Annotated in this window: 4 protein-coding genes; 1 reads left to right on the top strand and 3 read right to left on the bottom strand. The window is 40.6% G+C overall.

Features of this window, described 5'->3' with window-relative positions; translation table 11 throughout:
• Positions 1-92: 92 nt before the first annotated feature.
• A complete protein-coding gene (locus tag PHE88_06000) occupies positions 93-9,263 on the bottom strand; it encodes a chitobiase/beta-hexosaminidase C-terminal domain-containing protein (GenBank protein MDD5687363.1) in 9,171 nt (3,056 codons plus the stop codon).
• A gap of 181 nt (positions 9,264-9,444) precedes the next feature.
• Positions 9,445-10,443, bottom strand: a complete 999-nt coding sequence (locus tag PHE88_05995; GenBank protein ID MDD5687362.1) for a PorV/PorQ family protein — start codon at positions 10,441-10,443, stop codon at positions 9,445-9,447.
• Between the two features lie 627 nt (positions 10,444-11,070).
• Here PHE88_05995 and PHE88_05990 point away from each other — a divergent pair.
• The gene (locus tag PHE88_05990) at positions 11,071-11,844 is read left to right on the top strand and encodes an AraC family transcriptional regulator (GenBank protein ID MDD5687361.1); all 774 of its coding nucleotides are present in this window, start codon (positions 11,071-11,073) and stop codon (positions 11,842-11,844) included.
• Between the two features lie 89 nt (positions 11,845-11,933).
• Here the strand turns inward: PHE88_05990 and PHE88_05985 are convergent, their stop codons facing one another.
• Complete coding sequence (locus PHE88_05985) at positions 11,934-15,290, bottom strand: carbohydrate-binding protein (protein ID MDD5687360.1); 3,357 nt, start codon at positions 15,288-15,290, stop codon at positions 11,934-11,936.
• Positions 15,291-15,429: the final 139 nt, after the last annotated feature.

Here is a 15,429-nt window from a genome sequence, read left to right as displayed (position 1 = left end):
CCCACAATATTTTAATTCAGTAAAGCGAGCTTTGCAACTATGAATTTGGACATTGAACTACCTAATCCCTAATTCTCTAATCCATTAATCCACTATTTTACTAGCCCAATTTTACCGGTTTTCTTGTTACCGGCAGCGTCTTCTAACTGATAAATATATACTCCTCTGGCTACTTTGTCACCATCGTCATTCTTACCATCCCACTCGAGCCAGCCAAGATTGCCAAAGTCAACCTCTTTCAACTCGCGGACTAACCGTCCAGCTACAGTATACAACTTCATGTTGCTGTTCATCGGTAAATTGATTATCTTCAATTTGCCCAGTACCGCTGTGTCAGGATTGAATGGGTTAGGATAAACTTTAACATTACTCATGTCAACAGATACATAACTACCCAATATACGGTATGTTGAGAAGTGTTTGACTGTCGCTGTGATTGTATTGTTTACTTTGTCTACTGTCTGGACTCCTGAAACCAAATCCCAATCTGTCCCGGTCCAGTAATAGATTCTAAGTCCGTCCTCATTTAGTGTCCCTATATCTGCTGCTGCATATGGTATTGTTATGTTTACTGCTCTTGTAAACACCTGATTTTGCAATACCGGCGCATTATTGTTAAATGTTAACTCACCAAAATCATAACATATAGGATTTTTGGTATTAACATATTTGATTGTGTTCTGGACAGCAGGTGCGGCACTTGTCTTTATTGAGGCAAGATACTTGTTCGCAGACAAAACGCCTGTAGGTATTATTATCTTTAGCCCGTTAGCGCCTCGTATTGAACCACCCTGGTAGCCTACTAACTTAGCGATATACATATCATTGAAATTTATCACTACCGGAGCTGTGGTATCACCCGTTAACTCTACCGTATTTATATCACTGCGGAACGGAATTGAGACTTCCTTCTCACCTGAATCTGCCAAAGTTAACGTTGAATTTGCAGCATCCAGGACACTACTATTGCTGTTCTTCGTTGTAAGAGTTAGTGTTCCTGTATAATCAGTTGCTATACTATTTTCATCTACATTATATACCTGCACCTTGAACTTCAAAGTTGCAGTCGCAGATGCTCCTGTCTTGGTTGCAGTTGTCCCGTCATCATAATAATAGGTATATATTCTGTGTTTTAAGTTATATGTCTTGAAACTGTATTGTGCTGATATCGCAAGATTATTAGACGAGTCACGGCTATAGACCTTGTAATAATAGGTCTTGCCTTTATCTAATGCACTAAGCAAAACACTGTGTAGCCTGGTTGGTGTTGCATCTAATGTAGTTGTGTTCACTAAATCTGTTGTGAGGCCATATGCTATCTGTGAGTCTGAGTTCTCATCAGTTGTCCATGTTATTACTGCACTATTTTGTGTTACGCCGGCTGTTACATTGCTTATTACCGGCGGATTAGGATCATTAGAGATTGTTGTAAAACTGTAATCTCCTGTTGTTGTTGGATTGCCATTCATATCTACGGACACCATCCGGTAATGATAGACTGTGTTTTCAGTAAGACCGCTTAGCGTAACACTGTGGTTGTATACTCCATCGGTATCTGTTACCGGAGTTTCACTGCCATAACTTGTTGTTAAGCCATACTCCACTTTACTGGTCGCGAGCTCGTTAGTTGTCCAAGTTATTACTATTCCACTACCGGTTATACTTGGCGTTGTTACTGCGCTTATTGTTGGCGGTGTTGTATCGGCACTTAGTCTTACTAGAGTTATGTAATTGAAATTGCCGGCAGAACCCGCGCCAGAGTTCATAACTAACTTCATTATCTGGTCACCTGCGGCAAGTGCGATATCGGTTGAAACTACTACATCAGTCCAGGTCTGCCACCCGCCTGTTGCCGGAACACTTACTGCCGGTGTTAAAAGAGTTGTTGCATTGTGCGGACCGAATTCAATGTGTATCGGGCTGCCGGCACTTGCCTGGCCGTTAGCTGCGCGTATTATTACTTTATAGTCACCACTCTGATTCACATTTATGCTGTATTCAAGCCATTCGGTCGGGTATACATATCCTAAGCTATACCCGCCACCGGTATCGGTGCATGCCTGTATATCTACATTCTCGGTTGTCCTGTATGCTCCGCCAGTGTTACCGGCTGTCGTATCAAAGTATGTCTCACCGGACGCAGAACCTGTTATTACTGTATCGTAATTCTCCGCTTGTACCGTTGTTGACCCTGCTCCTACCTGCCAAGGAGTACCTACCGGAGTATTTCCATATGACTGTTGGTTTGAAACGGTTGTTATTGTATATACCGTACTATTTACAGAACTATCGGTCATAGTAGCTTTGAACGCACGTGCCCGGACTGTTGCACTCGCTGTTAATGTAAATGGTGAATTATATAATGTTGACGATGATGTCGGGTCTGTTCCATTTGTAGTATATCTTATCTCTGCTGCATTGGTTGCACATCCTAAGGTTACTGTAACAGAATCTGCATATGACCCTGCTGCCGGGCTGATTGTCGGTGTTGCCACTACATTAGGCGTATCTGCACTCATTTTTATTAAACTGATATAATTAAGATTACCACAACCCGTTATTGCACTAGCATCCATGACCAACTTCATTATCTGGTTGCCTGCGGTAAGTGTTACCCCGGTTGAAAGTGTTACATCAGTCCATGTCTGCCATCCACCTGTATTAGGTATGGTCACCGAGGGTGTTATACAATATGGCGTTAAATTATGCGTACCGAATTCAAGGTGTAACGGACTTGCTGAACCTGACATGGCTGCTCTCAGAATTATTTTGTATTCTCCGCCTTCATTTACATTCACACTGTATTCCAGCCATTCCCCGGGTTTTGTCCACCCTACGTTATACCCACCACCTGTATCGGTGCACGCTTGCACATCTACATTCTCGCTTGTTCTATACACCGTACTACTGTTGCCGACTGTTGTATCGTGGTATGCCGTACCCTCACCTTTACCACTCGTCATCATATCGTAATCTTCTACCTGTATCGTTGTTGTCCCTGAGCCTATAGCCCAGTCTACTCCTGCAGGATATGCCTGCTGGATTGGACCTGCCGAATTTACTGTTATTGCTATCACAGACGATGTTCCGGTTGCATTTCCGTCATCTGTCGCTACTGCTGTCAAATTATAACTTCCTGCTACTGTCGGTGTCCATGTACAGCTGTATGGTAAGGTTGTATCTGTTCCGACCAATGTAACACCTGCATAAAAGTCCACTTTGCTTATCGTTCCGTCACTGTCGGTTGCTGTTGCATTTATTGTTACGGTATCACCTAAATTATATGATGCTGCGTTTGATGGTGCGGTTATGCTTGCAGTAGGCGCTTGATTTGAAGGTCCCGGAACTGTTACTTCCGGCGCTGACTGAGTTATAGCACCTAACTGTCTCCATGAACTTTCTATTGTATTTGCTGTTGTAGCTTTATCCCTGCTGTCAGCGAGTCCGATTGTAAGATGTGCCGGCACTGTAGTCATAAGTGTATTATTACCACTACCACTCGCTGCCCTGCCAAATCCCCATACTGTCATTTTATAGTTAGTTGCTACAGCAGTCATTGACCAGTAATTATCATTATAACTATCATCTTCCTGATTTACAAGATACAAACTTCTATTTAAGGTGCTATCTGCAAAATATACCCATTCCGGATTAGGTATATCTTCTGCTAAATTAGTCGCACTACTTGAATTAGTATATGAACCACAATTCTTCTGAGTCGTATCATTTGACCTGTAAAAGTAGTCAGTTGAATTTACACAATCGCCGCCTCCCGGAGTACCTTCATACAGGAACCAATAATTCTTTGTGGAATCCTTTTTAGATAGCGTCATCGTTGCATATTTTGGATAGAAATCCCATGTCCATTCCCAATTGTTATCAGTTGTTATTGATTTAACCGTTGTTTTTATAGGACCTGAGACCAATACTGTTGTAGTTGCTCCAAGTCCGGTTGTAGACATTTCCGGATATCCGGGATGTGCACAGGGTCCAATGTTAGGTAATCCGCGATATTCTCCGCCTGCACCGGAACCTGTGGTATGATGAAAACTTACCCAGTCATTACTATTCTTGTCTATTATACTGGCAAAAGCACCACCTGTTTTATGATAGTAATAATCTGCATTTACTGTTACTATCTTTAAACTATCCTGCCCCGCATAATTAGCTACGTCTGTTACTGCTACCTGTGCCGGGACACTTACTGCCGATACTAACGGATTTGTGTCAAAATATACTTCATAATATCTATCAGTATTAGCTGCTGTATTACCTGCCATTATCAATGTTAAGTTTCCGGATGCATTTGTGACGGCATTATAACCTGTCGCCTGGTCAAACTGGAAGGGCACATTCGGGTTTATTACGTTATTACTGCCATCTACTTCTTTTACTCTTAGTGAATCAACATTAAACGCCAGTCCTGTAATTCCTATATTGGAATTAGCAAGCAATGAAGTGAAATTAATTGATAATTCTACAGGTTTGTCTTCCCTGCTGAAGCTACCAGACCCTATTGTCTCTTTTACTTTGAATCTCGGCTCAGCTGATGTTGATACTGAACCAACACTTATACTCCTTGTTACCGGAGATGACGGTGTACTATAACTGTCATATGCTGTTACTGATATGGAATGGTTCCCTGCCGGAACACCGGTCCATGTATATGTGTATGACGCCAGTGCGCCGCTGATTGTAGTAAGCGGGGTAGCATCTCCTGATATTATTACTTTACTTATTGTATCATCCGGGTCACTTGCTGTCGCTGTTATTGATACACTTGCCGGAGCTACCGGGTAATTTTGCCCTGAGGTCGGAACTGTGATGCTTGCTGTAGGCGGCAGATTGGATGGTGTACCTCCACCGATACCTATCGCATTATTTCTCCATAAATGGTAATTTTTATAACTCTCATAACCGACATATGTCCCGTTCGGTCCCCAAGTATTACTGAGTATATCCAAATCGCCGTCGTTGTCCATGTCATACAACATTGCTCCGCAATGGCTTTCTGCTGTTCCTGCCGTTGTCGCTGTCCAAGTAGCGCCATTATCAGTTGTATCCCAAATCCTTACGTGTTTTCCGTTGTTTGCATTAGCTCCGTCACCCATCTCGCCGGTTACCACTTCTATCTGCCCGTCTAAATCTATGTCTGCCACATCCATGCTGTTTGAAGAATATTGTCCGCTGCAGATTACATGTTGTGTCCAACCACCGGCAGCAGTCTGCTCAAACCAGAACGTCTTTACATCTGACGGCCATACTCCGCCTTGATAATATTCATTACTCACTACTACATCAAGCCGACCGTCATTATTTATATCTGCAACTTTTATCCTGTCAGTAGTGTATCTTGTTGATACCCCTGTTCCTGTCTGCTGTGTGTTGCCTATTGCGTTTCTTGTCCAGTTTGCAATCGGTTGAACATGCCCGTCTGCTCCTGCTCCGGGATTCTTGCACCAATATATACCATTGGCAAGATTTGTATAATCGCCGACTACTACATCCAATAACCCGTCTTTATTTATATCGCCTACCGCAAACCCCTGCTCGTTACAAGCAGCTATCTCTTTTGTTATCCATGATGCCGGTGTAGTATAATTTGAATTAGGTATTTCTACGCAATATATTGCCGCATTTCCTTCCAACAGTATTTCAGGTTTTCCGCCACGCACTATATCGGCTACTAAATATCCCTGCCCGTTACCGTGCAATGTTGAACCTAAAACTGTATCATCTATTATTTTTGTAGCTGTCCAGTCTGCTGTTGTATCCGTGTTACCTGTTTTCTTTAATAAGTATACACCGGGATCGGCTGTTCCCCCGACATGACTTGCATCAGATTGAAATAATCCTTCCGCTATTACTTCCGGAACACCATCGGCATCAACATCAACCGCCAGGCAACCGTCTACATTTACAGGGAATGTCGTCCTCGTCCATGTGCCTATCATGTCTGTGCCCGGGTTCTTGTAAAAATATTTTCCTGAAACTATATCTTTATAGCCGTCACCTGTGAAGTCAGCAGCATCGGTTCCAAAATATTTTGTACCGCTGCCACCGCCTGTGCTTTCAGCCGTTGTGCAAAAATATCTTTCCCTGTTATTATCTACTTGCTTATATGTGAAATCGTTAAGTGCTAGTTTTGTTGTCATCGTATTACGCCATAACTTTATGTCTGCTCCTTCGGAGTCAACTACTATTGTCCCGATGTTCCTCCAATTGGCTCCGAACAAATCTATATCACCGTCATTATCAAAATCAGCTGCCTGTATCTCGTGTGTTCCCATTGTTGAAATAACTTGTTTGTTAGCCGGATTAAATGTGCCTTTTGGATACTGGTAATATACCATTACATCTCCAACTCCAGACACCCCTGAGGGAATAGAATTATGCATTTTTGACGTCGCTATATCAGGAAGTCCGTCCTTGTTGAAATCTGCTATCTGTAACGAGTGTAAATTAAATTGTGCGCCGGGTTCTATCAAATGTTTTGTCCATGTACCGGTTACCGGGTTGCTTGGTGCTTCATACCATGCAAACATACAATTGTATGTTGTATTATCAGGTACTCCATCATAATTAAAATCGTTTTCTGATGCCGACAACACGATATCCGGTCTGCCATCCATATTTATATCACCTACTGCTACTTTATATCCTGTTGATGTAGGAAATTCGGACTGAGTTCCATAATATTTTTGCGTCCAATTTGCCACTGTCATTACAGAATTAGGATACGGATTTTTATAGTAACATCCCGCTATTACTATATCCGCCATACCATCTCCGGTTACATCTTTAACTTGCAGCCCTTCCCCATATAAACAGGGTATTTTAATACCAGTCCATGCCGCTGTAATACTAGCTCCCTGATGAAATATATAAATATAGTTTCCATTACCTTCTGTAACGCCTTTGTTTCTAAAGTCCTCACCGCGGTTTATTATTTCCATTTTGCCATCGCCGTCTAAATCTACTACCTTTTTGTCGTGTGAATTATTTAGTACTGTCCCCACGGTCCTCATTGGCCAGTTAGCAGCATAATTTCCCGTATTTTCGTACCACCTTACTTCTACGGTAGTACTACCATACCAACCTGCTACAATATCCATATCGCCGTCACCATCAACATCTGCAGCATATGTGCCTACTCCAAATATTCCCGGACCCGCTATTGGTTTCTTTGCCCATGTGCTTGCAGGACCGCCGTTGTTGTCAAACCAGTATATTCCGCCATAATTAGCATCATCGCCGGATACTATAAGGTCTAGTTTGCCGTCGCCATCTATATCCGCAAACGTTTTCGCTGCCGGATTTGAGGGTGCTATTGTAGATTGAGGGGTGTTAGCCATTACTATTTCTTCTGAAAATGTCGCCTTTACAAGACTGCCGGTGTTTTGTGTAGTATATGTTGCTGACGCTGTTGCACTGTTAGACATTCCTGTTTTGAATGCTTTTGCTTTTAGCGTGCAGGCACTGGTGATGTTTAACTGACTGGTATATAAAGTTGATGCTGAAGTCGGGTCTGACCCGTCCGTCGTATATCTTATTTCTGCGCCTGATTCTGTACAAGATATCGTGACTGTTACAGGCACTGTCCCGCTTGTAGGGCTTATTGTTGGTGTTGCTACCTGGAGTGCTGTATATGTTGCAGAACCGGTAGCGCTATCAATCATACCTGTTTTAAATGCCTTTGCTTTAAGCGTGCAGGCGCTCGTTATGCTGATTGCGGTAGTGTATAAAGTTGATGCTGATGTCGGGTCTGTCCCGTTTGTTGTATATCTTATTTCTGCCCCTGATGTTGCACAAGTCACCGTAACTGTTTGCGGTACTGTTCCGCTTGCAGGGCTGAATGTCGGTGTCGCTACCATAGACATACCGCTGGTATTGTACCGGACAAGAAGTACTGGTCCCGGAAGTAAGACTTCAGTTCCATGCTCAACTGTTGTGTTAACTACTCTAATTGCCATTTGAGAGTTACTTAAAAGTGTTGCAGCAACCGGTCTTAATGAAAGCACCCACTGGTAATTATCAAATGTGGTTTGTACAGTAGTTGCAACATTATTATTAATGGTAAAAGTAGCATTATCACTTGACCATGTTTTCCAATACATTGCACATTCTAATGTTTTAGTTAAGTCATGCAAACCACTCGGCTGTGCTGCAGGTATTGTTATATTGCAGTACTTGGTACCTGTAGTGCGTTGTCCCCAACATGAAGGTATGCTTCCCGGTTTATATATTACTGTTGTGTATCCGTTTGCACTATGTGATACCGTAAGATTTGTTATTTCAGGTGTTACATACCAGTAGCCATTGGATGCTTTTATTCTTGCTTTTAATTTTACACTACCCTGGTCAGGTATATATTTAGTATTCCATGTTACTCCCCAGGGAGATGCTGTTGCAGAACCCACATGATTTGATAACTTCAGATCCGTATAGGTTGTTGATGTGATACGTTGATAATTATTTTCGAGTTTTCTAAACCACCATTCATGCCAGTCAAGAAAATAATTGTCGCCGTTTTCATCATATCCGTCATAATATGCTACATAATCAACATTGGTTATACTTGCACCGCTGGGAGGTATTGCATTTACTGATATTGCAGCTGTTTCAGCGATTGTGCCGTTTGTCGAGGGTCCTGTAATATTGCCTGACGGCGCCGGAACTGCACTTGGTGTATAATATAATCTTAATATTGCACCATTAGTTCCCCATTGGCCCCATGAAGAGAATCCGCCGCATCCTGTGTTATTGCCACATGTAAAGTTAATAGCATTCATGCCGGGTGTCAATTGTGCAGCAGTTAAATTAATCTCAACAATATCCTGGAGCATATAACTTTCCGGGTTACCACTGCATTCTGTTAAATTAGCGGTATTAATATTAGTATTAGGTACAGCTATCCAGGCATTACCATTTATATTAATTTGTTTGTTTACTGTTCCGGGATGCCCGTTCCATCTGTTTATTATTAGTTCAGCTCTCTGAACACCTACTAAATCTGCAGCTGTAAGAGTTATTACCTGAGGTTCATTGGGCAAATCAGCTAAAACGGCAGGATTCTTTACGCTATCTGCGGTCGGACTTGTTACACGCCAGTCACCGGTATTAGCATACGTAACGGTAGACGCTGAACACCACTCCCTGTAGACCTCACCCGGCTGTGGCGATGCAGAAAGATTTCTAACAGTAATGCAACTAATAAACATTACCACCGCTAACATCATAAACCATCTAATAATCTTACCCATAAATTTACCTCCAATTTTCAATTTGTGTAATGTTCAATGTGTTATGTGTAATGAAATTTTTAATCTTTAAATCTTTTAATATTCCCTTATATTTTATCATTTTTCTTCTAATTTTTCAATCGTTCTTATGCTTGCCAAGGGCAAGCGACTACAACTTTGGACATTGGACTTCGGACGCCTCTTATTCTTTCCCTCCAAACCTTATTCCTAAAGATACTCTGTGCGTGTCGCCTAAATCTTTTGTCGGGACAAATGCGTAATCTATATTAAATGTTGAGCTTGCACCGCTCATTTTAAAACCTCCGCCTAATGTGTAACTCTCTTCATCATAGCCTATCTTGTAGCCTGCACGTATTGCTACCATCTCCGCTACCATTAACTCTAACCCTATGTTCTCTTTTGTGGTTGCTGTGTCTAATTCATAATTAACATCGGCTGCCATTGTTAAATTGTTCTCACCTTCAAATGCTGATAGCTTCTTACCTAATCCTGCTTTTATATTACCTGGTAAGCTGTTGCTATCCACTTTACCGCCTAAGTTCTGGACTGCTAACCCTAATTGTAATCCGCCTTTTACAGGAACGTACTCTACTCCTAAATCTAACCCAAAGCCTGATGCACTATTTGTATCTATCTTCTGGCTTACCATCTTTAAACTGCCGCCTACATTTATTGTTTCATCTACCTGCTTGCCGTAACTTATCGCACCGCCTATATCTTTGGCTTCAAAACTGCCAACACTGCCTACCGCATCATATCCACCAGCTGAATTCTCTAATGTTTTGTCCATACTGCCATAATTAAGGTACATTATTTGTAAACCTATTGTAGAACTTTCATTTATTGGATGACCTATAGCTAAATATTCATAACTTATTCCTTCAAAATATGATAAATGCATAAATGATAATTCTGTCGCACTTACTGAACCTAATCCTGCCGGATTCCAGTATACGCTATTGACATCTTCGGCTACTGCTACCTGTGCACCACCCATTCCTTCCTGTTTGGCACCTATTCCTAATTTCAAAAACTCCATCGCCGAACTGCCTACACCGGCTTGTAACTTACCTGTACAAATAATACTTACAACCATTAGTGCCAAAATCATCGCACTTAACATCTTATACATTTTTCCTCCCTTTACTTCATTTTTTGTTTCCTTGTTTGTGATTTTCATAAAACCTCCTTTAAATCAGGATTCAGGATTCAGCACTCAGAATTCAGCTGGTGACCCCGCTTTGCGGGATTGTTTTATTGGTCTCCGGTAGGGGACTCAAAAAAACAAAAAAAAGCTCACTAGAAAACTAGATAATTACTTAATTAAGTTTTTTCAACCTAATCAACTAATTTACTAATTCTCTAATCAACTTTTTTGTTTTCGGTAACCTTGCTAGCTTGATAGTATTTAGTCTTGACAACAGCTATTAACAACACGATTATCAAGACCTTTTGTTTATCGGCAACCTGTTGGCGTTACTATCTTAGCCCTTGGTTTTGCGAACTCATCCCAATTTCTCGGGAGCAGCCTTTTCGGATTCTATGCGCGGAATCCGGAGCAACTGCACCGGATGAGCACATGACCCCGCAGTTAGCGGGGTAAAACAATATGGAATACTTTCTTTTTGCCTCCGTATTTAACTAATCGGTGTAACTACGTTGAATATCTATTTTTTTGTGTATAAATGCTATTGACATACTTAAACCTTTTTTATATAATATTTGTGTCTCTTATAGTTAGAGTATAACGTACAAAGCAAAAATAGTCAATGGCTAAAACTGTGATAATTTTGTCTAAAACTGTGCTATGAAATTAGATTACTGTCGTAACATAAAAAGATATAATAAATTAGTTTTTATCGGGCGTTTTAACCCAGCCGTTAACAAGTTGGCGGGAAAACATTACCATCCATTTCACGAACTGCTGGTTATTACTAAAGGGGCATTGAATATTGAAATATCAAAAAAAATAATTACTGTAAATCCCGGCGACATTTTGTCTTATAGTGCAGGAGTAAATCATGAAGAACAACTTGCCGGTAACGATCCCCTGGAATTTATTTCTTTTGCATGGTATGGAGAAAAAAAAATAAAGTTTCCTGTTGTAACGCACGATATAAATAAAAGAATTACTTATTTAGCCCAATGGGCGTATGAAACAAATCAATCAAGTTCTTCTTCTAAACGTTTATTACAAGACAATATTTTTGAATTAATAATGACTGAATTATCGGAAATCTCTAAATTTAAAGAAAAACATCCTATTGTCAGTAAAATAAGAAGTTTTATGATGGATAATTTAAAGAAAAACTTAACAGTAGAAGATTTGGCTAGTCATGTTGATATGAGTAAATGGCACTTTTTTAAAAAATATAAGAAACTTACAGGTCAATCGCCAATGAAAGAATTAAGAATTATTCGCGCCGAAAAGGCTAAAGATATGATTTTAACTACAGCTTTACCATTAAAAACTATTTCTAAAGAAGTAGGATTTGCTGATGTGTATCACCTTTCTAAGATTTTCAGAAAATATTTTGGCATACCGCCAGGACACTTCCGCGATAAAACAGTTTCACTTTAATAAAATGTCGTTTAGTCGTAACGTATTAGGGTTATAGAGTTATAGAGTTTAAACCCTAAAACCCCATAACCCTATAACTCCAAAACTTTTTATTTGACTAATCCTATTTTCCCTGCCTTCTTCTTACCGGCAGCATCTTCTATCTGGTAAATATATATTCCTTTACTTACTTCATCACCTTTATTGTTCTTTCCATCCCATTCGAGCCATCCAAGGTTACCAAAATCTACTTCTTTCAACTCGCGGACTAACCTTCCAGCCACAGTATATAAATTCATTGTGCTGTTCGTTGGCAGGTTCGTTACCTTTAACATACCCTGTACCGCTGTCGTAGGATTAAATGGGTTAGGATATACTTTTATATTATTTAAATCGGCAGATATATAACTACCCAGTATGCGGTATGTTGAAAAATGTGTTACTGTTGCAGTTACTGTGTTGTTTACTTTGTCTACCGTCTGGACTCCTGTTACCAAATCCCAATCTGTTCCGGTCCAGTAGTAAATCCTAAGTCCATCTTCATTTAGTTTCCCTATATCTGCTGTTGTATAGGGTATTGTTATGTTAACTGCCCTTGTGAATGTTTGGTTCTGCAGTAGTGGTGCACTATTTGTAAATGTCAGCTCACCAAAATCATAACATATAGGATTAACTGTGTTAACATATTTCATTGAGTTCTGAACTGCAGGTACCGCATTCGTCTTTATTGACGCAAGATATTTGTTATTAGACAGCACACCTGTCGGCACGGATATCTTAAGCCCATTAGCACCTCGTATTGAACCACCCTGATAGCCAACTAACTTCGCAATATACATATCATTGAAACTTATCACTATCGGTGCCGTGGTGTCGCCTGTTAGTTCTATAGTATAAATATCACTACGAAACGGGACTGAAACTTCTTTTTCGCCTGCATCTGTAGAAATTAATGTAGAAACTGTTGTATCCAGGACATTATTCTTGACGTTCTTTGATGTAAAAGTTATTGTGCCTGTGTAATCGGTTGCAATACCGTTTTCATCTATATTATATACCTGTAATTTGAACTTCAAACTTGCATTTATTGTTCCATCATCATAGTAATAGGTATATATTTTATATTTTATGTTAGATGTTTTAAAACTGTATTGTACTGATGCAGCAAGGTTACCAACGGCATCTTTACTATAAACCTTATAATAGTAGGTCTTACCTTTTTCTAATCCGGTAATAGGAACACTGTGTAATCTTGTTGGTGCAGTGTTTAATGTAGTTGTACTACCCAATGTTGTTGTAAGTCCATATGCTACCTGGGAATCTGAGTTCTCATCAGTTGTCCAGGTTATAATTGCAGTATTTTGTGTTACACTGGCTGCTACATTACTTATCACCGGCGGATTGGGATCATTTGCAGTTGTTGTAAAAGCATAATCAGCGGTCGTGGTTGTGTTACCGTTCATATCTACGGACACCATTCTGTAATGATATGTTGTATTTTCAGTAAGACTGATTAGTGTAACACTGTGGCTGGTTACACCTCCGATATCTGTTACCGGTGTTGCATTTCCATAACTTGTTGTCAAACCATACTCCACTTTACTGGTTGCAATTTCATTTGTTGTCCAGGTTATTGCTGCTTCACTACCGGTTATGCTTGCTGGTATTACGCCACTTATTATTGGCGGCGTTGTATCGCTGCCTATTTTTATTATTTTAATGTAATTTAAATTACCGCAACCGGTTGCTGCACTGGCATTCATAACTAACTTCATTACCTGGTTGCCAGCGGTTAGTGTTACTCCTGTAGAAAGTATAACATCTGCCCATACTTGATACCCACCTGTCGGTGGTATGCTTACTGGTGCGGTTTGAATATAGGGAGTTTCTTTGTGTGTGCCAAATTCAAGGTGCATGGGACCACCGTTGGTTGCCAATCCGTTGGCACCCCTGAGTATTATTTTATATTCGCCGCCCTGAGTTACATTTATACTGTATTCCAGCCATTCACCGGGCATTGTCCAACCGACGTTATACCCACCATCTGTATCGGTGCATGCCTGTACATCTACATACTCGGTTGTCCTGTATACACCACCGCCTTTATTATCATTTGTTGTATCGTGGTATGCCTCACCCTCACCAATACCGGTTGTAACCTTATCATAATTCTCTGACTGTATAGTTGTAGTCTCTGTACCTATCTGCCACGCTACACCTGTAGGATATGCTTCCTGCTGAGTGACTGGCGAAACCGTAATACTGAAATTAGAATTTGATATACCAAAGGGGCTGCCATCTGTCTCTGCTACTCTTATACGACATGTCGTTATAGTGCTTGCTGTATTTGGTATTATTACAGACTGGCTGCCGCTATTTGGTGTAGTGGGCATTAAGGTTGTCCATGTACTTCCACCATCGGTTGATAAATCTATTTTAACATTACCCACTGTGCCGGCACTTGTCCATCTTACTGTTTGATTGCTGTTTGCAGGCCAATTCTCTCCGCCATTGGGTGATGTTACTGCTATTGAAGGAGAAGCACCATCAGGAACTTCTTTGTATGCTCGGACATAATCTACTATAAAAGGATTATTGGTTGAGTTGGTCGAATTCCATGCAGCTGAGGAAGCAATAATCTGCAAAATGATATATATTCCCTTATCCCAATAATCTGGTTGCCCGGGAGCAGGGGACTGTAAAGTATAAGTACCACCCAAAGTATGAGTACCATCGTGTGCCTGACCGTCCTGTGTCTGTGCAATACCGTCAAAATAAATTTGTATAGTTCCATTTTTAGTACCATCATTTTTCCAGTAAAGACCATATGTATGAAAAGAATTAGTCACATCAATGGATGGTGTTCCGAGGGCTGGATAACGCATTCCCCATTGACCTAATATCAAATCATGTAAATGAATGACGGTATGATTTGTCTGACCAGGTACCATTATAGTTTCTAATATATCTATTTCTTCTTGCTGCACTCCAGGTACAGTATGTGTATTGTCGGTCTTTTCTAAAGGCAGTACCCAAAACGAAAACCAAAATCCACGACCTCCGCTTAATTTAGGGAATTGAGCTCTGCACTCAAAATAACCATATTTTTGGCTAAATTTTGCATCAGATGCGTTCAGCCCTCCAGTATGCATTATAGCTCTATTTTCATAAGCTCGTGTAGCGTCAGGTGTAAGTGCAAGTATTGGTTGTAATTTAAGACTGCCGTCTGATACTGTGAGTCCGGTCCATTGGGCAGCAGCAGTTCCATTTACACACCACTGCAAATGTGAATACCCACCCCGCCATTTGTTAGTATCAATAGCAGTGCCGTCAAATTCATCATCAAAAGTCATCTGCCACATCATACCAGCTTTAGGAGTGGGCGTCGTAACCGCTTTTACTTCTTCTATCATCAAGCCAAACAACATAACAGCATAAATTGTCAAAATTAATCTGTTCTTGTTCATTGTGCCCCTCCATTAAATTCTGTTATAGAGTTTTAGAGTTTGTAGAGTTCATAGTGTTTAAACCCTAAAACGCTATAACCCTATAACTCTATAACATTTCTCTTATTTGACTAATCCTATTTTCCCAGTCTTCTTCTTA

The organism is Elusimicrobiota bacterium (genome assembly GCA_028718185.1).
In the GTDB taxonomy this organism is placed as follows: domain Bacteria; phylum Elusimicrobiota; class UBA8919; order UBA8919; family UBA8919; genus JAQUMH01.
This window is presented reverse-complemented; position numbering and strand designations above follow the sequence as displayed.

Coding starts and splice junctions, on each gene's coding strand:
- PHE88_06000 (MDD5687363.1), bottom strand. CDS start 9,263: ATGGGTAAGATTATTAGATGGTTTATGATGTTAGCGGTGGTAATGTTT.
- PHE88_05995 (MDD5687362.1), bottom strand. CDS start 10,443: ATGAAAATCACAAACAAGGAAACAAAAAATGAAGTAAAGGGAGGAAAA.
- PHE88_05990 (MDD5687361.1), top strand. CDS start 11,071: ATGAAATTAGATTACTGTCGTAACATAAAAAGATATAATAAATTAGTT.
- PHE88_05985 (MDD5687360.1), bottom strand. CDS start 15,290: ATGAACAAGAACAGATTAATTTTGACAATTTATGCTGTTATGTTGTTT.